Raw genomic sequence first — 21,839 nt, forward strand, 5'->3', positions numbered from 1 at the left:
GATCAAGTCCAGACTGCGCACGACACGCTGCCTACTTTGCATAGTTCGGCCCACAGGGCGCCATCGTTCAAAGAAGGCCTCGCGGGCCTGAGGACCCGGATACGACCCACTCGTCCGCTGCAGTAGCTGCCGACTTTCACCTATTCGAGCAGCAGTCCCCAAACTCTGCCCGGAGCCGCTTATACAAACTAGGACCCCTCGCTACATTTAGATGTCGAGATGCAGCGCAGACTGCACACGACACGCGGCCTACTTTGCTCAGGGCCCTCCTTGCGGATGGCGTCGTGCAAAGTACCGCGGGGGAGCTGCCACTTGACCATCGCGGGGCCACGGCCGCCGGCCTGCCCCGCAAGGGGATCGGCCACCGGAAGCGGCGAATTGGCTCCCAATCACCCAACGATGGCAGTGGTTCATGCTGAGGGGGTGTTCTCCGGTCCGTGATCAAGCGGGCGAACTCGCCGATCAGGGTGAGTGAGCCGTTCGCTCGGTGATCCGCTGACGGAATCCTCAGAGCCTCAAGGCTGCCGGTCGGGACCTTTCGCATCGTTGATGCTCTTGGCGTGCTTCTCGATGTCCGGTCCGGTGAAGAGGCGATGAAATGCCTCGTCGAGGACGCGAGCTCCATCAAGCACCTCGATGCTTGTCAGGTCCGAATCCTCGTGAGTGCCTACGTTGCCGAGCCACTTGACCGCGAAGAAGAGGTCAGCGACCGATGGGCGGCTTGGGTCAGCGTCCCGCCATTCTTCGATGCGGTCGTGAGCGCTGCGGAAGCTTCCGTTAGTCCGGGTCCCGGAGATGCCCTCCGATGTGAGGAACCGCTCCATGGTGGCTCGTAGTGCGGTGGCTGCGAGACCGGGGTCGGCGAACAACACTCGGGAGGCTCTGAGTACGCCCTCGCGAACTTCGTCCGGGGCTGACTTCGGGATGGGCATGAGCAACATGGGCGGGTGCAGGTGGGTGACGTTGTAGTACTTCGAGTACGGCGGACCGCCCGCGTCCTCGTCGAAATCTCTCTTCTGCGCGTAGTCGACTCGGTAGTCGCCCGTGCCATGGACGACTTGTTGGCAGTCCGGGTTCTCGCACTGCCCTCGTACAACGAAGGTGCCGTTAATCCACTCCGGGTCCCACGCCCAGTGAGTTCGCGCAGAGGCAGACGAGTGGCTCTCGTCTTCGGTGGGCTTCGCGAACCCGACGTAGCCGGTCCGGCAGCTGGGGCATGCCGGGCGGGGCCACGGAAGGCCCTCTTCGACGGGCTTGGCGAGTTCGGAGAGCGCGGGGTCGACAGGCATGTCTGAGAGCGTAAACGGCTTGGGAGTCCTCACGGCACGACCTGGTTAGGCGACCTGCTCGAGCGCTGCTTCGAGTACCGTCGTCGTCCCCCTGCGCTACAGATAGGCGCGTACTTCGCGTTGCTCCAATCTAGAGCGCTTCTCGACATTAGATGTCGAGATGCAGCGAAGATTGACCGCGATGCGCCTTGAAGATCGACCAGATCGCGCTCCTTTGGGCTCAAACCACCCCGCTCACCGCGTGTCCCCTTGACACGACCGGGGCCGACCGCAGCGGGAAAGCCAGATCAGATGTCACCTATCCGTGCAGCAGTCCCGATCGCGCAGCTCGGCCACGAGGGCCCGCGGCTTGAGCTCGGCAGCCGCGCTGCCAATAGCCTCATCGCGTCCGGAGGACTGCGGGCGCATGCGGCACCTCCTTCACAAATCACCGTTGTCGCTGGCCAACGCCCACCAAGGCACGTCGGGGATCAGAAGAGGCATCTCTTGTCAGACCGTGACGGGCGTGCTGCTTGGTGACGTGGCGGCAAGAAAGTCGGCTGCGATCCCCCAGCCTTCGCACATGAGGTCGACGGTGGCGAATCGGATCCGTCTGCCCTGAATGACGACTTCTTCGTCGAAGCGGCCGTTGACGACCGGGTGGAGCATCAATCCCTCGGAAGGATTCTCGCCTTCCCTCGCTGCTTGCGACATCAGGTACGCGTACATCTGGTAGACGTACCCGCTGCTGAGGGTCGCCTCGCGGTACTGGTGGGCCTTCGTGACTGACGTGAACTTGGTGTCGATCACGATCCGTCGCGGACCGTCACCGTCGGGGTCGGAGCGCTGCAGAACGATGTCGAGGTGCATGTTGGGAAGCACCGCTTGCATCCCATCGGACATCGCGGAGACGTCCCACTGCTGCCAGGGACCGTGCTTGACCTTCCATCCGTCTGGGCGGAGATGGTGCCGGTAGATGCCGTACGCGGCGTGTTCGAACAGCTTCCTCAGATACGGATCATCGTCGGCAGGTAACGGCAGATGCCTGTCACCAGTATCCGTGGTGGGGATCGAGAAGGTCAGGAGCAGTTCAGCGGCTGCGAGCATCATGCGGTCTCGCTGGAGCAGACGCTGCTGACGCATCTGAGCGATGTCCGCTAGCCCAGGGCATGGCCCGTGGACGCCGGCGATGTCCAACTGACGGGCCAAGGATCGATACCGGGGCTCGGCGGGAACGAGGGTGGCGGCACGTTCAAGCGCTGCCCGCACGAGCCGATTGGAGGGGATGTCGACGACGATCTCGTCGAACGTGCAGTTGACGAGACCTCGGCTCAGGAGTTGGTGGCGCTCGGTCGCCAGCTGGTTGATGCGGCCACGGACGCGGCGTTCGTTGCGGGCAACTGCACGGAACCCGACCGACAGCCCGCGGTGCAGTCGCTCGGCGACCTCGTCAGCGAGGATCCGAGCGACCAGATGTGGGAGTTCTTCTGGCGCGGCCTCCGCTGACACCGGACCGTATCCGTCAATGCGGAAGAGGTCGGAGGCAAAGAATTGCAGCAACCAGAGATTGCGAACTGGGATCTGCATCGTCAGGTGCCGAGGAGCTTGGCGCACGCTTCGGACGCCAGGTGCGGCCGGTCGAACCAGTACTCCTCGAGCAGGGGTTGAACGTCGGTCTCGACAACTCGCTCCCACCATTGCCTGGTGTCCAACCCGGTCCTTGCGAGCTCGACCGCCGGCGTGAAGTACGAGTGCCCGACGCAGTATTGGCGCCCCAGCGCGGTGTCGTTGCCGATCTGCTGGTTGAGGGCGTCGACCCGCAGTCCGTAGATCTCGAGCAGTTTGGGGTCGTACCCGAGTTGGCTGACGTACTCGACCCAGTCTTCGCCGAGTCGCGGGCGAAGCTCGATGAACGCGAAGCGCCGGCGCAGGGCCATGTCCACCATCGCGAGCGAGCGATCCGCGACGTTCATCGTGCCGATCAGGTGGAGGTTCGACGGGACGTGGAACCTCTCATCCGGAGTGCGCGGGTAGGCTAGGCGCATTGCGGAGCTTGGATTGCGCTTGTCAGCTTCGATCAGGGTGAGGAGTTCTCCGAGGACCTGGGCGGGGTTTCCTCGGTTGATTTCTTCGATGACGAGAACGTAGTCGTTCGTGGGATCGCTGGCGGCTTGCTGACACATCTGTAGGAACGGCCCGTCTTCGAGGCTGAGTGCCCCACCGGTGTCACTGGTGGCGGGCCGCCAGCCTCGAACGAAGTCCTCATACGCCAAGGAGGGGTGGAACTGGAGGATCTGGACTCGGGCGCTATCGCGTTCGTTGCACAACGCCCACCCGAGGCGCCGCGCCAGCCACGTCTTGCCGGTACCCGGAGGACCTTGAAGCACAAGGTTCTTCTTCGACCGCAGCCGCTCAAGCATCGGTTGCAGTTCGTCTTCGGTGAGGAAACAACCATCCTCCCGGATCGAAGCGACGTCGTACGGGTCGCCAGGCTCGGCCGCGAGGTCCGTGCTCTCCGCGAGCGGTGCGTCCGTCACCTGTTGGGCTGTCGCATGGTCTGTCGTGTCGGCCGACTCAAGAGTGTCGACCCAGGCCGCGTAGGACAGATCGCACACCCGCTCATATGTGGCAGCATCAGACGCGAGCCAGTTCTGGAGCGCTTCGGTGTTGGCGAGGAACTGCTCACCGCTGATCTTCGCTCCCATGGACAGCTGCGCGGACAGCTCGGGTAGGTCCTTCTTGATGAACGACACGTTCACGCTGTCGTACGCAGCGAACGTCTGCGGGCGGATCCAGTAGAGCCCCATTGTCAGCAATCGGGTGTTGCCCAACGGGCACTCGTCGAACGCGCTAACCAAGGCCTCTCGGGTGGCCTCATCCGCGTTGTTCGCGTAGTCGACGGCCGCGGTCGCCAGGTGCCAGAGTGCGTCGATGTCGTGCGGACCGCGTTTGGTCTCCCACCGGATGAACCACGACTTCAGGTTGTTCGCGACCGGGACACCGGAGAACCGCTTCGGCACAGATGCGGTGACCCCGAACTCCGTGGCGAAGGCGGAGGCGATGGCGGCGCGGGCGTCGTCCTTGATGCCGCGGTTGAAGCTGGCCAGGACCGTGAACGGGTCAACGTCGCGCAGCGGCCCGTAGGTCCCATCGAGTCGATGATCACCCTTGAGGTACTTGAACAAATGCGGAACGCCAGAGGCGTCAGCAACCGACCAGACCTTCTCCAGCAGTGCTGAACGGTCGTTGGCGAAGTCGAGGATCCGGTCGGCAAGCTCCGGATAGAAACGTGCCCAGGTGAAGTCGGCTGCCTCTGCGGTGCTCGGTGTGGCGATTATCTGTTCGATCTCTTCACGGCCGGTAGTGATCTTGAACAAGGTGATTAGAGAGCTGAGTTCGTTCTGTGCCGACACGGAGAGCTCGTCGCGCGGCACATCCACAGCCAACCAATCGACCGGTCGCCACTGTCGGTGGATCTGCGCGTCGGGGTGGTATTGGTACGGCCCGCTGACGCGGCCGATGTTGAGGGTCCGTTTCTTGCGGTTCGGGGACACGATGATGTCGCCGACCTGGATCTCATGGACGAACCGGTACAACGTTCCCGCGGATCCAGCGATGGCCTTCAGCTCGATCTCCGGCATAGCTTCGGCGACGCGTTGCTTGAAAGCGTCCCGCGCTGCCGCAATGCCGGAGAGGTCGCCAACGGCGTCCCACCCGATGCGAACAGCGCCATCCGCAACGGGGTCGATATCGGGCTGGTCGTTGTGGATGCCCCACATCGCATCCCAACTCTTGTTCGCGCTCACCTGTCACATCCTCCGGTCAACTCTGGTCACCTTAATCCGCGGTGCGCCGTTCCCGGCTGAACGACGACAACAGCGCTGAGCTGCTGCTCGCTGTCAGCTGTCAGCGACTGCGCGAATTGTCGGTAGAGCGCCCGCTGTTGGCGGGAGGGTGGCTGGTTCCAGCCGGGGCTGGTGGTCAGGTGCGCGTAGGCGACGTTGATCCAGATCCAGGTGATCGCGTATCGCTTCGATGTGGATCGTGTGCCGGGTCGGGTCGCTGCGAATTCTTCGAACCATGTTCGCCGGCGGCGCAGACCGCGCACGACCGACTCTGTCGCCCGCCGGTCCAGGTGTGGCAGCTCGCCGGCGAGGTCGGCAACGGCGGCGAGGATCCGCTGCGGTGCGACGAGAGCACGCGCGCTGGCGGCACGCGCCGTACGGTCGGCCAGGGCTGGCGGAAGTCGCCAACTTCGAGGTCATCGTCGACATCCTGCGGGAGGTCAAGGCGCACGCGTCGCCCAGCGGTGCGGCCTGATGCTGCATCTTGATGCCACCGCTGACCTATCCATAACACATCGATGCGGAATGGACGTTTATCGATAACGCACTCTAATGATTATTTAGAAGTGCCGTTTGAATAATTTTGGCTGCATCTCGACATCAGATGTCGAGACGCAGCGAACTCTGCACGCGACGCGCGGCGCACTTTGCGCAACCGGAGTACTTCGACGTGCGAATGCAACGTCGGCCGACGACGAGGGTGCCAGCGTAAGGGACTGCGTGAACACCCACCCCGACATGGTCCGACCCGGGTCTGTCTAGGTGGTCGTACATCACTTCGGCAGAGCCTCGGACCAGGAGGCGAGGAAGGGTTCCATGTGGTCGCCGAAGGCGTCGAGAGCATTACGGGAAACCGATACGACTTCGTCGAGGGCGTCCTCCGCCTGGTACGGGGGCAGCTCCGCTCCGAGACTGACAGCTTGACCGGAGCTGAGCACATCCGCCGCAGGGATCACACCCAAGTGAATGCCGGTCACGCCGGGAGACTCGCCCCGCCACCGGTGGTACAGGGTGTTGCGCAGCTCTAGCAGATCGGCGATCGCAGACTCGGACGAGATCGCTTGGAGTTCGTGCGCCACTGCCTGAATCTCGGGTGATCGAGTCGAAGCCATCACAGAGACCGCCGCGACAAAGGGCTTGGTCCAAGACAGCCAGGCACTGCGTTCGGCTGAGCCCGGGTCGAAATCTGCCCTCTTCACCTTGAACTGGTTCAGCTCAGCAGGAGTGAGCTCCGCGTCGAACTCCAAAGAACGCGCGGCGACGTTGGCCAAGCTGTGGAGGGCGATGACGATGGCGTTGGCCTGCGACTCGGCGAAGAAGCGCAGCGATCGTGAGTAGTGCGCACGCGTCGCCTCCGGATACGTGAGCGTCGAACTCGACAGGCTGTTTATGGCCTCGCCGGTGATGACCTTCTCCGCCTCTAGCTCGATGGCAAGGAGAATTTGCTCGGCCACCACTCCGATGAGGGCGTGGGTCTCCATAACCCAGCGAGCACCAGACCTCCCGGTGAGAGCGCCGCCTACGTCGTTGAACTGGGCGAGGGTGCGCTGCTTGTGCCACTCGATGGCCTGCGCCTTCGCCGCCCCCAGCCCCAACTCGCTGATGGTCGGTAGCGGACCTTCTGCGTCGATCGCGACACGCGGACCCAGGACGCTCGAGGGAGGTCCCGTCCACTCCGAAGATGAATCTGACATTCGACTGCCTTTCGTGAGGGTCGTCTGCTCGATGATGAGGGGTCACGCCTCACCCGTGGGCCAAAATGGGCTATCCCAGCGCCCCCCTGGGACCAGGCGCCGCCCGGACCACTCACGGGATGCCACTCACGGGACGGGCAAGGGAGGCCTCGTGAGGGGGCGCTGTGATCTTCGCAAGGCTGCGGGTCCCAGGAGGACGACACGGGCCAGCTCACGTTGGGCAACATCGGCGAGGATGGGCCGACGGGATCGACTAATGAGTCGAGCGCGGCTTTACGCAAGGGAACAGATGGAGCTACCCGAGGGTGGCAACATTGTGTGCACCAAAGCCACTTGCGACCGAGCACGGTGGCGCGCCATCGCCAACCGGCCCGACTCGTCACGCGGATTAATGTAGCCTGGACAGGCCGGCCCTACATCTTCTATACCTGTGCGCCACTTCCAACGGCGGTTGCCCACCCCATAGGTGAGACGAATAGCGGTCGATTAGGTGGGGAGCCTTTTCGGTGGTCGAATCGTTCCCACCCGAGATCTCCCCAAAACCCGTCAGCCTCCTCACTAGAGGCCAGCAGTCTCGAACCGGGAAACTGTTGCGCTAATAGGCGCATCGCGCACCTCCCGATCCCGCTTCGCCTTATAGAAGAGGCGACCTCGAATAGTCGAACCTCACGGGATCTAGAACCGAGATCCGGGAGACCTCGGTACTGCTCATAGTGCCCCTCCTGGTCCAGCTCGAGCCGAGCCACCTCCGCCCCCCGGTCAATGACAGACCACCACGATCGCGTTTCGTCCTGCTCCCAAGAATCAGCCAAGTCCTGCCATGGAAAAGCGTCGAACTGCGCGTCCTGCGCAAACGGCTCCCACACGAAAATATCACTGTTGGATGGCACATGCCGCACTAGTTCCAGACGAGTCACGACCGGCTCTCTAACCGATCGCGGGCCGTCTCAAAGAACGCGTCCGCAAGCGCCACGATTACCCCATTAACCCCCGGCCCATCGCTGAAAAAGTAGTCAGCCATGGTGTTGTGCGCATCCTGGTTCTCCACGACCGCCTCGGTGACCGCGGACTGGAAGTCCTGGGACTCGACGAACTGCTTCTTGGTGTTTACCTTCGTCTGCGCCACAAGGTCGGGATAGTCCAGGAGCCGGTCCACGAGGCCGTTGATGAACTCCCGGATCTGCGACTCGGCGAAGGACTCCGCGCCAAAGAGGTCGTTCATCCGGTCGATGACGACCTGCAGCGCGACGTACTTCGGCTCCTTCTTCGCCCCGGACCCGGCAGCGCTGATCCCCTTCAGCTCGCCGTCACCCGTCAGGGAGATGTCGGAGGCGGCCGCCTTGGTGTGCTTGACCCCGACGAGCACCACGTCAGACAGATCGACGTCAGCCGACCATGACTCGTCCTTGATGACCCGTTCGAGCAGCCGCAGATAAATCGAGAGCATCTCCATGTATGGGTCGCCGTAGTCGATGATCTGGCTCATGAAGTCGTAGAGCCGCACGTACGTGGAGACGTCCTTGCGGAAGAGGTCGAGCTCGTTGAGCACGACCTTGTCGTCGGTCTCGAGGGCCTTCTCGTACCGCTTGGCGAAGGCCGTCTTCGCCGGCGCGACCGCGGCCGACAGCGCGTTGTTGCCCTTGCGCCTCACCCACAGCTCTGCGGTCTTGCGGACCTCGTCCTCGCTGTAGATCCCCGCGTGGGCCAGCTTCGTCGCCAGGTGCACCACAACGTACGGGTCAGTCTCGGTCTCGAGGGTCGCGTTCCTGAAGTACGGCTCGAAGGAGGTGCGGATGTCCTCGGGCTTGTTGACGAAGTCAATGACAAAAGTCTTGCGCTTCCGCTCCCCACTGACCGTACGGTGCGTGCGGTTCAGACGCGAGAGAGTCTGCACGGCAGTCACTCCCGACAGGCGCTTGTCGACGTACATCGCCGACAGCAGCGGCTGGTCGAAGCCAGTCTGGAACTTGTTGGCGACCGTCATGATCTTGTACGTGTCGCCCTTGAACGCTGCCGCCAGATCGCTGCCCGCACCGGGGTTCATGTTCGCCTCGGTGAACTCGTCGTCCTTGCTCGGCACCGGCCCCCACTCGACGGTCCACACCTCGTTCTCGTCCATGGTCACCCCTCCGGAGAAGGCGACGAGCGTGCGGTAGTTGTACGAGGGGTCCTGCGCGGCGCGCTTGGCGATGAAGGCATCGATGGCCTTCTTGTACTTCACCGCGGACTTGCGCGAGTCCGTCACGACCATCGCCTTGGCCTTGCCGTCGAGCAGGTGCGCGACGTTGGCGTGGAAATGCTCGACGATGATCTGCACCTTCTGGCTGATGTTCGTCGGGTGCAGTTGCACCCACCGCATCAGCCCCTTGCGCGCAGTCCCCTCCTCGACTTCCCCTTCGCCGGTTGCGTTGGCCTTGCCGGCGATCTTCAGCGCGGTGTCGTAGGACTGATACCCCTTGAGCACGTCGAGGATGTAGCCCTCCTCGATGGCCTGCTTCATCGAGTACAGGTGAAACTCCACCGGCTTCCCGTCCGGCCCCTTCCGCCCGAAGAGCTCCAGAGTCTTGTTCTTCGGCGTCGCGGTGAAGGCCAGATAGGAGATGTTCGGCGACTCCGCCCGCTCCCCCATCTCCGCAGCCAGGACCGACTCGACGTCGACCTGTCCGCCCTCCTCGATGTCCTCAATCTCCGCCGCCGTGAGCACCGCCTTGAGTTTCGCGGAGACCTGCCCGGACTGCGAGGAGTGCGCCTCGTCGGCGATGACCGCGAACTTCTTGCCCTTCAGCGCCGAGTCCTTGCGGATCTCATCCAGCGCGTACGGGAAGGTCTGCACCGTCACCGCGATGATCAGCTCACCGTTCTTCAACGCCTGGGCCAGCAGGCTCGACTTCGACGTCGCACCCGCCTTGCGCACGTCCTCCGGGCTGATCGTCGCCACGATCTTCCCGCCACCGTCGATCTGCCGGATCGCGTCCTGCAGCTGCCCGTCCAGGACCGTACGGTCGACGACGACGATCACCGAGTCGAAGACCTTCTCGTCATCGATGTGCATCCGCGCCAGCCGGTGCGCGGTCCACGCGATCGTGTTCGTCTTGCCCGACCCCGCAGAGTGCTCGATGAGGTACCGCTGCCCCACCCCTTCCTCCGCGATGGCGGCAGCGATGTTGGTCACGGCCTCCCACTGGTGGAAGCGGGGGAAGAGCATCGAGGTGCGGCGAAGGGAGGTCCCCGTAGCTACGTCCCACTCCTCCTTGGTCTCGACGATCATCAGTTGACCGATGATGTTCAGCCAGGCGTGCTTCTCCCACACCCGCTCCCACAGGTACGCGGTGGCTGACTTCCCGTCGCTGGCCGGTGGGTTACCGGCCCCACCGTCGTCATTGCCGGTGTTGAAGGGGAGGAAGTGCGTCTTCTCACCCTCCAGCCTCGTCGTCATCGCGGCCAAATCATTGGAGACCGCAAAGTGCACCAACGCTCGATGCCCGAAGGACAACAGCGGCTCGACCCGCCCGTTCGTGACCGGATTGCGGTCCTGCTTGTACTGGTTGACCGCCTCATCCAGCGACTGGGTGAAATCAGTCTTCAGCTCGACCGTGGCCACCGGCAGACCGTTGACGAAGAAGACCAGGTCGATGCTGCGCTGGTCCGCAGTCGAGAAGTGCACCTGGCGCATCACCCGCACACGCATCGCGTCGTACTGCGCGTTGCTTGTCGCGTTGAGGGAGGTCTCGGGGCGGAACTGGGCCATCTTCAGCCGGCCGCCACCGATGAACTGCACCCCATTGCGCAGGATGTTGAGCGTCCCGCCGCCATGCTCGAGCGGCTTGTCGAGCGCCGCAGTCAGGACGTCGAGGAACTTCGCCTGCGACCCGGCGGCCTTGAGCGCCTTCTCATACGCCGACTGCTGGGTCTCCTCGAGCCACGCGAACAGATCCTCGGGGAACAACGCTCGCTCCCGGTCATAACCCTTGTCGTTACTCGCGGATAGCCACCCATGCGCCTCCAGATGCGCACAGATCTCGGACTCAAAGACCACCTCGTTGTGGTCAGCCATCACGCCACCTCTCGAACGTCGATCTGCCCCGTCACCGCAGCCGTGATCAACGCGGCCCGCCGCTCACGCGACAAGTCAATGAACCGCTCAGCCTCCGCAACGAGGTCATCGGACTTTGCGGTCTTCTCGTCGAGGAAGGCGACGATCCGGTGCTGTTCATCGGGGGGCGGTACGGCCACCTTGAAGCCCGCAAGCAAAGGGCGACGGAGCGATTCCATCGTCACGGTATTGCTTCCGGCCAAGGCCACATCACGGAGGAAGGTCGACAGGAAGTAGTAGAAGTATCTGCCCGAAATGCCGGAGAAGTCCGCGAACACATACACGCGCTGATGCGCTTCGAACTTGCCGTCGAAGTAGTGGAAGACCTTGCCGGTGCCACCTTGGCCATCACCTGGCGTCATGACCGCTTCGCTGTCAAACGAGTAGTTGTCTGACCTCAAGACCTCACGACCACGGACATAGAAGGGGTACTCCCCGCCCTCGGTTGCGTTGCCTGAGTCTTCCGAACCGGTGGTGATGGTGCACAGGTAGCGAGTTGGCACCATCTGCCAGTGGTCAGGGACTTCACCTAGGAGCTCGACGCCGGAATCCTTGGTCCTAGACCCGTCGATGCCGGATAGCAGTGCGTGCCGCACTGCGGCCTCACGACGCTCGCGGAGCATCTCGATCAGGCACTGCTGCTCCTCGATGAGGGTGTCGATTCGGGCGGTCTCACGGTCGAGGTAGTTGGCGATGGCCCGCTGCTCGTCACGACGGGGCAGAGCCACCTCAACCGTCTTCATCTCGTCCCAGTAAAGCCGCCATTGCGCCGGACGGATCCCCGTAGAGCGCAGACCGTACTGGTCGATCAACCCACGTGAGCGCAGAAGGCTGTGCATGAATCGAACATCAAAGTCGCTCGTCGTCGGGCGAAGCACCTCGTAGTCCGGGCTCACGATTCCCTCGAACTCTGAGACGCCCAGTGATCCTTGCCAAGCCTTCATTCTGTTCACTACCAGGTCCCCGACCCTGACCAGTTGGTAGTTACTCAGGTTCTCTGGCGTGCGGTTGAAGTTGTCCGATCGACTGTCTTTCGGAATCACCCCAAAGTCGCGGTAGACACTCAGCACCAGAGCGCCCTGATGGCCACGGTCCGAGACCGGTTCGAACAGCCACCCCAGCCGTGTCGTCGTCCAGCGTTCAGGTGTCTCCACCGCACTCACTTCTCTACCTCGCGCAACAACTCAAGGATCTTCGCAACCTGCTTATCGAGATCTGCGTCGATATCGGCGAGAGGACGGGGCGGGATGTATTTGTAGAACTGGCGAGTGAAGGGGATCTCGTAGCCGACCTTGGTCTTGGTGTGGTCGATCCAGGCGTCGGGCACATGCGTAGCGACCTCGGCGTCGAAGTACGCCTGAATGATCTCGCTCATCGCATCTGCGCCACCGACGGACTCTCCGTAGGTGAACGGGACGTTCTCAGTGTCGCGCTTCTTGCTGTCCGCCTTGGGCTTGCCCTTGCGATCGGTGACGGGCTCCCCTTCGTCATCGAGCAGTGGACGCTCGACCGTGATGGTCCAGTAACCGAACTCGTCGTTGGTGAGCACCTTGGAGTGGTCGGGGTCGGCGTCGTCGAAGTCGCGGTGGAGCTGGAGGACCTTCTCGCGGTCCTGGTCGCTGATCTCCCGGTTCTTGGAGCCGAGGCCCTTGCGCATCTTGGTCCAGTACGACGTGCCGTCAATGAGCTGGACCTTGCCCTCGCGTTGTGGCTGCTTGGAGTTGTCGAGGATCCAGATGTAGGTCGCGATGCCGGTGTTGAAGAACATGTTCGTCGGCAGGGCGACGATGGCCTCGACGAGGTCGTTCTCCAGGAGGTACCTACGGATCTCCGATGGTCCGGAGCCGGCTCCACCGTTGAAGAGCGGGGAGCCGTTCATGACGATCCCGACCCGGCCACCTCCGTCTTCGGGGGCGCGCATCTTGTGGACCAGGTGGAGCAGGAAGAGCATCTGCCCGTCGGAGGTCGCCGGGAGGCCGGGCGCGAACCGACCGTACGGGCCGGCTTGCTCGCGTTCCTCCTTGATTGCCTTGGCGTACTGCTTCCAGTCCACGCCGTAAGGCGGGTTGGACATGCAGAAGTCGAACTGGCGGTTGGTGAATGCGTCGTCGGTCAGGGTGTTGCCGAAGGCGATGTTGGTCGGGTCGTTGCCCTTGGCGAGCATGTCGGACTTGCAGATGGCGTAGGACTGCGGGTTGTACTCCTGCCCGAAGAGGCTCAGCCGTGCATCGGGGTTCTGCGCAAGGAGGTGCTCTTGGGCGAGGGAGAGCATGCCGCCGGTGCCGGCGGTGGGGTCGTAGAGCGTGCGGACGATACCGGCCTCCGACAGCCCGGTGTCTTCCTCGGCGAAGAGGAGGTCGACGAGGAGCTTGATCGCATCCCGAGGCGTGTAGTGGTCTCCTGAGGTCTCGTTCGCTGCCTCGTTGAACTTGCGGATGATGTACTCGAAGGAGTCGCCCATGTCCGAGTTGGAGACCACCTCGGGGTGCAGGTCGATGGCTGCGAAGGACTTGACGACCTCACGCAGGAGCTCAGCCTTGTCGAGGGCAAGGATTTCCTTCTTGAAGTCGAAGTACTCGAAGACGTCAACCTCTGGGGAGAAGCGGTCGATGTAGTCATTGAGGTTGTCTGCCAGCCCGTCGGCGTCGGCCAGCAGGTTGGCGAAGGAGTAGTTCGAGGTGTTGTAGAAGGTCCGTCCGGTGGCCTTCTTGACCTCGACCTTGAGCCGGTTCGGGTTGTCGAACTTGGCCGCCAGCTCACGGACGGTCTCGCGGTCGGGCTCGAGGATGCAGTCCAGGCGCCGCAGGATCGTCAGCGGGAGAATGACGTTGCCGTACTGGTTGGGCCGGTACGGCCCTCGCAACTGGTCCGCGATCGACCAGATGAAGCTTCCGAGCGCGCTCAACAAGGACCCCTCACGGCAAGACGACGACTGTCTGCGTCATCCTGCCGGAGGTAGATCACCCATTGGCAGATAGGTGCTTGGTGGGCTTCAGGAGTTGCCTCCGGGGCCCTTTTGCTCCAGTACCCGCCCTCCGAGCGCCGCGAGTCCCAGTGCGGCGATACCTCCAGCACCTATTACAACCTTGCCGAGCACGCTGTCCAGGAAGCGCTTGTTCTCGCTGTCCTTGTTGAACTGCAGCCGTCCCGTCTCTTGGATCTGCTCGATGACCCAACGTCGGTGCTCCCAGGGCAAGTCGCCCTTATCGAGCTCACCCTTGAGAATCCCGCGGATGTCCCTCAGTGCGTCATGCACCTGATCCCCGCTGCGCTCGTTGGACGCGATGGTGGCGTCTTGTGCACCCTCCATGACCTCTACGACATCGCCTGCAAACTCGCGAAAGTTGGGGAACTGATCGATGACCTTGAGCGCCAATTCGGTGTCCATGTCAGGCATCAGCGCGGCGAAGGTCAGCATCTAGTCCTTGGACAACTCTCGCCACGTGTCGATACCGAGCGCCCGCTTAACTTCTGCTTCGTTGCTATATGTCACTGCTATTCCCCTCTGATCACCCAGAGCGTAGCGGGCTGGACTCACCCTGGACCATGGCAAGAACAACCCGCTTCGCGACCGACATCAACCGCCTGCATTCCCCGTTAGAACCCACCCGAGTCCTTCGCCAGGTTGGAGAAGCGCGCATAGTGCCCTTGGAAACCGAGCACGATGTCGGCGGTCGGGCCATTGCGGTGCTTGGCGACGATGACGTCGGCCTCCCCTTCGCGCTCGGACCCGGGGTCGCGGTCGCGGTGGAGCAGGATCACGAGGTCCGCATCCTGCTCGATCGAGTTGTGCACGGCGATGCCGTTGGCGACGAAGTTGTGCTGGCCCAGCACCGTTGCGTCGTAGACCTCTTCGACACCATCGGCCTCGACCGAGACGACCGTGTCCCAGAAGATGTCGTTGACGGCCATGAGCTCGAGTTCCGCCGACCCCAGGACCTCCGCGACTCGTGTGAGGCGCTCACGCGACGGCGCCGAGGCGTAGAGCGCGGAGCCGCAGTACTGGGTGCCGAGCGCGGACTGGAACTGGCGAGTTGTGACGCCCGCCGTTGCCATCACGTCCCGGACGTCGTCCCAGACCTGCTTGGGGATCGTGTCGACGTTGGTATTGGCCTTGACGTCACGGACGATCTCGAGGAGGCGCTCAGCCGCAGTGCCGCGCTCCCCGTGGACGCCGATCTCCTGCAGGAACCGGCGCTGTGAGTCGACGCCGGAGACATCGATCGTGTACCCGTCCCGGTACCCGCCCTTGCGAGTGGTGCGCAGCCTGGTCTGGATGCCAAACCGGAGCAAGAGACGGCTGAGGTCATCGACGAGGCGCCGCGATGTGGAGGCGTAGTAGATCCGGCCACCGCGACCGTTCTTGTTCACGGTGACGGATCCGTCGGTCGCCCAGATGTGCTTGATGAAGAGGGCGATCTGCTCCTTGGGCAGGCTGAAGATCTCGTCGGGCACGAACTTCTCGTGCGAACGGAGACCGAAGAGTCCCAGACCATCGAGCCACTCGGCCAGTGGGTTGCGGCGTCCGCGCGCCACCGGGAAGGGGGACCGCAGCCGGAGCGTGGTGACCCTGGCGGCCTCGTAGTCATCGCGGACCGTGGTGATCCCGAAAGCGAGAGCCGACTTGGTGACGACCTCGAGATTGGCCTCGTCGATGCTCGCGTAGCGCAGGGGCTGACGCTTGACGAACGACCCGTCCCCCAGCAGGTGCGCCAGCAGGATGACTCGCGCGTCCTCCCACTCGGTGAGCGCGCGCGGCGACGGCACGTGGCGGGGCACGGCCACCCGATCCCCCTGCCGCAACTGCGCGAGGGGAGTCCACCCTTCGTAGGCAAGGAAGGGGTGGTTCTCCGTGGCCCGGACGACCTTGCCCGAGGCCAAGGTGAGCTTGAAGACGACAGCCGTGCCGGTGGAGAAGGCGTGCGTCATCTTGCGCTTGACGTAGCGCAGCGAGTCGTCGAGCGACCAGACGTCGATGTCTTTTGCACCGGACTCCACGAGCTCGCCGATGGTCGTCTCCGCGCCGATGTCCGCGCGCAGGATCCGGGTCTCGGCTGGGAGGCAACCGGACTCACGCAGGTCGCTCATCGCAGGGCGCTTGTCGGTGCGCTGCTCGGGGCCACGGTTCAACTGGCTGATCGCGATGACCGGGACCTGCAGCTCCTTGGCCAGGAGCTTGAGGGCTCGGGAAAACTCCGAGACCTCCTGCTGGCGGGACTCGACCTTCTTGCCCGAGGTCATCAGCTGCAGGTAGTCGATGACGATGAGCTTGAGGTTGTGCTGCTGCTTCAGGCGCCGCGCCTTGGCGCGGATCTCCATGAGCGCGAGGTTGGGCGAGTCGTCGATGTAGAGCGGGCTGTCACTGATCCGCCCGACGACCCGGGAGAGCTTGCGCCAGTCGGGGTCGCTCATCTTGCCGCGGCGCAGGTGCTGCAGCTGGATGCTCGCCTCCGCCGCGAGGACACGCATGGTGATCTCGCTGCGACTCATCTCGAGGGAGAAGATCGCGGTCGCCATCTGGTGGTGGATCGCCGCCGCGCGGGCGATGTCGACTCCGAGGGTACTTTTGCCGATCGCCGGTCGCGCCGCGATGACGATCATCTGCCCCGGGTGCAGCCCGTGCGTCAGCTCGTCGAGGTCCTGGAAGCCGGTGGGCACACCGGTCATCTCGTCGGTGCGCCCGGCGGCGACCTCGATCTCGGTCATCGTCTCGTTGAGCGTGTCCCACAGCGGGGCGTAGTCCTCGCCGCCACGCTTCTCCGCGACGGTGTAGACCTCGGCCTGGGCCTGGTTGACGATGTCCTCGACGTCACCGCCGCCCTGGGCGTAGCCCATCTGGACGATCTTGGTGCCCGCCTCGACGAGGCGACGGAGCACCGCGCGCTCGGCGACGATCTGCGCGTAGTAGCCGGCGTTGGCCGCGGTCGGCACCGACTGGATGAGGTCGTGCAGGTAGGCCTGCCCGCCGGCGCGCTGCAGGTCGCCGCGCTTGCTCAGCTCGTCGGCGATGGTGATCGCGTCGGCCGGCTCGCCGCGGCTGTACAGGTCGATGATCGCGTCGAAGATCAGCTCGTGCGCCGGCCGGTAGAAGTCGTGCGCCCGCACGACCTCACCGACGTCGGCGATCGCGTCCTTGCTCAGGAGCATGCCGCCGAGGACGGACTGCTCGGCGCCGACGTCCTGTGGCGGCAGCCGGTCGGAGGGCGGTCCGGACGAGTACGAGTCGGTCTCCCCGTAGGGCCTCGTGCCCAGCTCGCTCGTCGTCACCCTGTCACCCTCCGTGTGCCTGCCCCGGACCCCGACGAAGGGGGATCCGCCCGCCCCCGCGAAGGGACGTCCGATGAGGGTCGCACCCCGCACCGACAACGCCAAACGACCCTGTGGACAAGGGTGTGGACGGGGTGTGGACGACGCGCCATGCCACTGTGCACAGCCCGTGGAGAACCCTGTGGATCCCCCTGTCACTCAGGTCACAGCACCCCATCTGACCTGCGCAAACGCCTCCCCACACGTGTGGACCCAAAGAATTTTTGGCACCGGCCATCCACAGGCGGCGACACGCCCGGGGGCCACATCTGCCCCCTTCGCGCAACCCGGGTCAGCCGGCGCGGCCGTACCTGACGCGCGCCCGCTCACGGGCCTTTTCGGCCTCGACCTCGCGGTCCTTGGGCGGGGCGTTGGTCACGAGGTGGTCGAGCAGGTGCTGGGTGACCTGGGCGATCTCCTCGACGGCCTCGTCGAAGGCCGCCTGGTTGGCCTGGCTCGGCTTGGTCGACCCGCTCACCTTGCGCACGTACTGCAGCGCGGCGGCGCGCACCTCGTCGCTCGTGGCCGGGGGCTCGAAGTTGTGCAGCTGACGGATGTTTCGGCACATGTCTCCAGTCTCCACCGATGCACCGACGGGGGCACCCCCCTTCGCCCCGGCAAAAGCATTTGGTCGCTGTCGGCGGCGTGGCGGACCATGGATGCCATGCCCTCCCCCGCGGCCGCGCCGCACCCCGTGACCACCCCTGCGCAGACGACCCTCGTGCTGCGCGTCCTCACCGTGGCCACGTTCGTCGTGATCCTCAACGAGACGATCATGAACAATGCGATCCCGCCGCTCATGGACCACTTCGGCGTCCCCGAGACGAGCGCGCAGTGGCTGACGACCGCCTTCATGCTCACCATGGCCATCGTCATCCCGATGACCGGCTGGGTGATGCAGCGCCTGGCGACGCGGCGCACCTTCGCGATGGCGATGGGCCTGTTCACCCTCGGCACCGCGATCGCCGCGGCAGCGCCGACCTTCGAGGTGCTCGTGGCCGCACGGGTCGTGCAGGCCGCGGGCACCGCGGTGATGATCCCGCTGCTGATGACGACGCTGATGAACCTCGTGCCCGTCGCCGACCGCGGCCGCACCATGGGCAATGTCTCGCTCGTCATCGCCGTCGCCCCGGCCATGGGGCCGGCCGTGTCCGGGGTGCTGCTGCAGCTCGGCTCCTGGCGGCTGATCTTCCTCGCGGTCCTCCCGATCGCGGCGATCGCGCTGTGGCTCGGCCTGGCCCGCCTGCCCGAGGTCGGCGAGCGCGAGGACAGCGCCCTCGACGTGCCGAGCGTGCTGCTCGCGACGGTCGGGTTCGGCGGCATCGTCTACGGCCTCTCGGGCCTCGGCGGCGGCCACGGCGAAGGGGGCGCCCCCGCCGATCCGCTCGTCGCACCGGCCCCGGCGGCCGCAGTGGCCGCGGTCGCGCTCGTCCTCTTCGTCCTGCGCCAGCGCGCCCTGACCCGCACCGGCGACCCGCTGATGGACCTGCGCACGTTGCGCCACCGCAGCTTCACCGCGGCCTTCGTCACGATGTGCCTCGGGTTCGCCGCGCTCATCAGCTCGGTGATCCTGCTGCCGATCCACCTGCAAAAGGGGCTGGGCCTGACCACCCTCGAGACCGGCCTGCTGCTCATCCCCGGCGGCCTCCTCATGGGTCTGCTCGGCCCGCGCATCGGCCGCGCCTACGACCGCGTCGGCGCCCGGCCGCTCGTCGTCCCCGGCTCGATCGGCCTGACGCTCTCGCTCGCCCTCTTCGCGCTGCTCGTCCCCCACGTCGGCCCGTGGGTGATCCTCGCGCTGCACATGCTGCTGTCGCTCTCGCTGTCGCTGCTCTTCACGCCCCTCTTCACCGCGGGCCTCGGCGCGCTGCCCCAGCACCTCTACGCCCACGGGTCGGCGCTGCTCGGGTCCTCGCAGCAGGTCTTCGGCGCGGCCGGCACCGCGACGAGCGTCGCCGTCATGTCCCTCGTCGCCGGCACCGACCCGAGCGCGGCCGAGCGCGCGAGCGGGGTCCAGGCGGGATTCGTCCTGCTCACGGTCCTCGCCGCCGTCACCATCGGCAGCTGCCTGCTCGTCGAGACCCCCGCCGCCGAGACCGCGACGGAGCACGAAGCGCTCGTCGAGGCCTGACCTAGCGGGGCGCCAGGCGCGCGGGGATGTTGTGCCGCGTGACGACCTGCACCCCGGAGGCCATCGACAGCGGCGCACCGGGCGCGAGCCCGTGGTGCTGCAGCACGGCCCGGATCGCCGAGCGCGCATCCTCACGCAGGTCGTGGTGGAGCACGAGGTCGATCTCGCCGGCGCGCAGCAGCGCGAGGTTGTCCGCGTCGAGGTCGTGACCGACGTGGGCGAAGGGGGTGACCCCCTTCGCCCGCAGCGCCGCGATGATCGCCCGGTTGGCTCCGCCGACGGAGTAGACGCCGACGGGGCCGGTGACCTGCTCGAGCTCGGCCGCGACGACCGCCCGGGTCGACGCGTCGAGCCCATCGGCGTCGGTGACCCGCCGCACGACCAGGCCGGGGGCATCGGCCGCCAGCTGCTCGACGAAGGCCTCCACCCGCGTGCGCTCACCGACGAAGCTCGACCGGCTCATCGTCACGAGCATCGTGCCGTGCTCCGTTGCGCCCCAGCGGTGCACGACGTGCGCGGCAGTGCGCCCCGCCGAGTCGTGGTCCGGCCCTGCGTAGGCGACGCGCCGGGACCGGTGCACGTCCGTCATGAGGGTCACCGTGGGGATTCCGCGACCGGCGAGGTCGTCGATCGCGGCCGCGACGCGAGGGTCGTCCGGCGCCTTGAGGAGCACGCCGTGGCTGGTGCGCCCCCTCCGCCCGATGCCTTCGAGCGTGGCGGCGACGTCGTCGACCGTGCCTGACTCGCGCAGGTGGAAGCGGGCGCGGACCGCAGCCGGCCGCAGGACCGTCAGCTGCGACTCGACGGCCTCCCGCACCGCCCCGCTGAACCGGTCCGGCGCCTGCATGACGACGTCGAGGACGAAGGCCCTGGCCCCCAGGCGCAGGGCGGTGGCCTGTCGGTCGAGCTCGGCGACGGCCTGCTCGACCGCGCGCACCGCGCGTGGGCTGGCACCAGGTCGCCCGTGGAGCACCCGGTCGACGGTCGCCGAGGACAGTCCGGACTGCTCCGCGACGTCGGCGATGCGGTGCCCGCGCACGTCAGGCCCGCTGGCGCGCGGCCCGGTCCGCGTGGGCGATCGCGGCGACGAGCAGGCCCTGCCCGACGACGTAGGTGAGCATGACCCACACCCCGTGCAGGCGCAGCTCGACGTCGGCGAAGGCCCGCAGCGCGATGAGCGAGTCCGAGACGACGAAGACGAGCGCCCCGATCGTCGCGACCCGGTCGAGGCCGGTCGCGAGGACGGCCATCGTGACGATCGCGATCCCGTAGATCGCGACGGCGGGCAGCAGCGGACCCGCCCCGCCGGCGGTCACCCCGACGAGCACGACGAGCAGCGCGAGGTAGGGGGCGACGAGCGCGCGTCGGGTGTGCCAGATGCTGCGCTCGACGAAGGGGAGCAGCGCCGCGACGTAGGCCAGCTGGGCCAGGAGGAAGCAGCCGAGCATCAGGCCGAAGCCGAGCTGGCTGCCGTCCTCGGCGAACCGCGGCAGGGTGTCGCCGAGCCACGACAGCCCGAGGGCGAGGAGGGCGAGCTTGACCAGCCGGGACCGCGGGGTCGGGGTGGTGGTCAGCAGCAGCCACGCGAGCGCGGGCATGAGCAGCGCCTGGGTGAGGTCCGCGACGACTCCGCCGGGCGCCACCGCCTGCGCCCCGAGGTGGACGAGCGTGACCACGGCCAGGGCGAGGAGGGCGGGCATGGCCCGAGCGTAGTCGGGCCTAGGCTCGACCCATGAGCATCCTCGACGCACCCCTCGCCCGCCTGGACGGCACGCCCGGCACCCTGCGCGACCTGACCGGCGGCCAGCCGGCCCTCCTGGTCAACGTGGCGAGCAAGTGCGGCCTGACCCCGCAGTACACCGCCCTCGAGGCCCTGCACGACGAGCTGTCGTCGCAGGGCCTCGCGGTCGTCGGCCTGCCGTGCAACCAGTTCGGCGGCCAGGAGCCGGGCACGGCCGACGAGATCGCCGAGTTCTGCTCCGCGACCTACGGCGTGACCTTCCCCCTGAGCGAAAAGATCGAGGTCAACGGCCCCGGTCGCCACGCCGTGTACGAGGGCCTGGTCGACACCCAGGACGAAGGGGGCGAGAGCGGCGACGTGCGGTGGAACTTCGAGAAGTTCGTCATCGACGCCGACGGCACGCCCGTCGCCCGCTTCAGCCCGCAGGTCACGCCCGACGACGAGCGGGTGCGCGCCGCCCTTCGCTCCGTCCTCGCCTGAGGTGCCGCCCACGGACGAGCCGGTCGAGCGCATCGACGGGGGCGACCTGTCGTGCGCGCGGCTGCTCATCCTGCTGCGCGGCCGCGTCGCCGAGCTCGCCGACGGGTCGGTCGTGCACCTGAGCACGACCGACCCGGTCGCCCCGATCGACCTGCCTGCGTGGTGCCGGATCACCGGCCACGAGTATCTGGGCGTCGCCGAGCCCGGCCCGCCCCCGGTCTACGGCGTGCGGGTCACGGGCTCGCCCCGCCCCACCCGGCCGGACCGGCCGTGGCACCCGG

The 21,839-nt window shown here is 65.7% G+C and carries 16 protein-coding genes; 4 read left to right on the forward strand and 12 right to left on the reverse strand.

Annotation, left to right across the window (positions count from 1 at the left end; genetic code table 11):
* Nucleotides 1-515: 515 nt before the first annotated feature.
* From JAN01S_RS13170 to JAN01S_RS13185, 3 genes are all read right to left on the reverse strand, one after another.
* Nucleotides 516-1,289 (reverse strand): DUF8608 domain-containing protein, encoded by a 774-nt coding sequence (locus JAN01S_RS13170; RefSeq protein WP_068319035.1) that lies wholly within the window; start codon nt 1,287-1,289, stop codon nt 516-518.
* A 489-nt stretch (nt 1,290-1,778) separates the two neighbouring features.
* The gene (locus tag JAN01S_RS16715) at nt 1,779-2,855 is read right to left on the reverse strand and encodes a 5-methylcytosine restriction system specificity protein McrC (protein WP_084360247.1); all 1,077 of its coding nucleotides are present in this window, start codon (nt 2,853-2,855) and stop codon (nt 1,779-1,781) included.
* Between the two features lie 2 nt (nt 2,856-2,857).
* Nucleotides 2,858-5,074 (reverse strand): AAA family ATPase, encoded by a 2,217-nt coding sequence (locus JAN01S_RS13185; protein WP_157075746.1) that lies wholly within the window; start codon nt 5,072-5,074, stop codon nt 2,858-2,860.
* A 379-nt stretch (nt 5,075-5,453) separates the two neighbouring features.
* On the opposite strand from JAN01S_RS13185, the gene JAN01S_RS17690 reads away from it, so the two are divergent.
* On the forward strand, nt 5,454-5,588 hold the full coding sequence (locus JAN01S_RS17690; protein ID WP_280513188.1) for a hypothetical protein: 135 nt from the start codon (nt 5,454-5,456) through the stop codon (nt 5,586-5,588).
* Nucleotides 5,589-5,886: 298 nt separating this feature from the next.
* Here JAN01S_RS17690 and JAN01S_RS13190 read toward each other — a convergent pair whose 3' ends face one another.
* The 7 genes from JAN01S_RS13190 to JAN01S_RS13220 form a co-directional block, all read right to left on the reverse strand.
* Nucleotides 5,887-6,708, reverse strand: coding sequence for a hypothetical protein (locus tag JAN01S_RS13190; protein WP_068319042.1), 822 nt, complete (start codon nt 6,706-6,708; stop codon nt 5,887-5,889).
* 1,012 nt (nt 6,709-7,720) lie between these two features.
* The gene (locus JAN01S_RS13195; protein ID WP_068319043.1) at nt 7,721-10,861 is read right to left on the reverse strand and encodes a type I restriction endonuclease subunit R; all 3,141 of its coding nucleotides are present in this window, start codon (nt 10,859-10,861) and stop codon (nt 7,721-7,723) included.
* Nucleotides 10,861-12,054, reverse strand: coding sequence for a restriction endonuclease subunit S (locus tag JAN01S_RS13200; RefSeq protein WP_157075747.1), 1,194 nt, complete (start codon nt 12,052-12,054; stop codon nt 10,861-10,863). Before JAN01S_RS13200 ends, JAN01S_RS13195 begins: the two co-directional genes overlap by 1 nt.
* Nucleotides 12,055-12,059: 5 nt before the next feature.
* Nucleotides 12,060-13,805, reverse strand: a complete 1,746-nt coding sequence (locus tag JAN01S_RS13205; RefSeq protein ID WP_068319047.1) for an HsdM family class I SAM-dependent methyltransferase — start codon at nt 13,803-13,805, stop codon at nt 12,060-12,062.
* An 87-nt stretch (nt 13,806-13,892) separates the two neighbouring features.
* The gene (locus JAN01S_RS13210) at nt 13,893-14,318 is read right to left on the reverse strand and encodes a hypothetical protein (RefSeq protein ID WP_218000043.1); all 426 of its coding nucleotides are present in this window, start codon (nt 14,316-14,318) and stop codon (nt 13,893-13,895) included.
* A 179-nt stretch (nt 14,319-14,497) separates the two neighbouring features.
* Nucleotides 14,498-17,167, reverse strand: coding sequence for a replicative DNA helicase (locus JAN01S_RS13215; protein WP_084360249.1), 2,670 nt, complete (start codon nt 17,165-17,167; stop codon nt 14,498-14,500).
* 331 nt (nt 17,168-17,498) lie between these two features.
* A complete protein-coding gene (locus JAN01S_RS13220; RefSeq protein WP_068319050.1) occupies nt 17,499-17,774 on the reverse strand; it encodes a DUF2277 domain-containing protein in 276 nt (91 codons plus the stop codon).
* Nucleotides 17,775-17,870: 96 nt separating this feature from the next.
* Between JAN01S_RS13220 and JAN01S_RS13225 the strand changes: the two genes are divergently transcribed.
* Nucleotides 17,871-19,337, forward strand: coding sequence for a DHA2 family efflux MFS transporter permease subunit (locus JAN01S_RS13225; RefSeq protein ID WP_068319052.1), 1,467 nt, complete (start codon nt 17,871-17,873; stop codon nt 19,335-19,337).
* 1 nt (nt 19,338) lies between these two features.
* Here JAN01S_RS13225 and JAN01S_RS13230 read toward each other — a convergent pair whose 3' ends face one another.
* Nucleotides 19,339-20,376, reverse strand: coding sequence for a LacI family DNA-binding transcriptional regulator (locus JAN01S_RS13230; RefSeq protein ID WP_068319054.1), 1,038 nt, complete (start codon nt 20,374-20,376; stop codon nt 19,339-19,341).
* Nucleotide 20,377: 1 nt separating this feature from the next.
* Nucleotides 20,378-21,037 carry a lysoplasmalogenase family protein gene (locus JAN01S_RS13235; protein ID WP_068319056.1) on the reverse strand — a complete coding sequence of 220 codons (660 nt, stop codon included), beginning with the start codon at nt 21,035-21,037 and terminating at the stop codon, nt 20,378-20,380.
* A 32-nt stretch (nt 21,038-21,069) separates the two neighbouring features.
* Between JAN01S_RS13235 and JAN01S_RS13240 the strand changes: the two genes are divergently transcribed.
* Together JAN01S_RS13240 and JAN01S_RS13245 are read left to right on the forward strand one after the other, a co-directional pair.
* Nucleotides 21,070-21,558: a glutathione peroxidase gene (locus JAN01S_RS13240; RefSeq protein WP_068319058.1), complete on the forward strand. Its 489-nt coding sequence runs from the start codon at nt 21,070-21,072 to the stop codon at nt 21,556-21,558.
* Nucleotide 21,559: 1 nt separating this feature from the next.
* Nucleotides 21,560-21,839: sulfurtransferase TusA family protein (locus tag JAN01S_RS13245; RefSeq protein ID WP_068319060.1), on the forward strand; the 280-nt coding region annotated here is incomplete at its 3' end.

It is taken from the genome of Janibacter anophelis NBRC 107843 (assembly GCF_001570945.1).
Lineage (GTDB): Bacteria > Actinomycetota > Actinomycetes > Actinomycetales > Dermatophilaceae > Janibacter > Janibacter anophelis.

Bases quoted from the DNA above. Each gene is read 5' to 3' on its own strand.
- JAN01S_RS13235 (WP_068319056.1), bottom strand. From the start codon at position 21,037: ATGCCCGCCCTCCTCGCCCTGGCCGTGGTCACGCTCGTCCACCTCGGG.
- JAN01S_RS13225 (WP_068319052.1), top strand. From the start codon at position 17,871: ATGCCCTCCCCCGCGGCCGCGCCGCACCCCGTGACCACCCCTGCGCAG.
- JAN01S_RS16715 (WP_084360247.1), bottom strand. From the start codon at position 2,855: ATGCAGATCCCAGTTCGCAATCTCTGGTTGCTGCAATTCTTTGCCTCC.
- JAN01S_RS13170 (WP_068319035.1), bottom strand. From the start codon at position 1,289: ATGCCTGTCGACCCCGCGCTCTCCGAACTCGCCAAGCCCGTCGAAGAG.
- JAN01S_RS13220 (WP_068319050.1), bottom strand. From the start codon at position 17,774: ATGTGCCGAAACATCCGTCAGCTGCACAACTTCGAGCCCCCGGCCACG.
- JAN01S_RS13195 (WP_068319043.1), bottom strand. From the start codon at position 10,861: ATGGCTGACCACAACGAGGTGGTCTTTGAGTCCGAGATCTGTGCGCAT.
- JAN01S_RS13240 (WP_068319058.1), top strand. From the start codon at position 21,070: ATGAGCATCCTCGACGCACCCCTCGCCCGCCTGGACGGCACGCCCGGC.
- JAN01S_RS13210 (WP_218000043.1), bottom strand. From the start codon at position 14,318: ATGCTGACCTTCGCCGCGCTGATGCCTGACATGGACACCGAATTGGCG.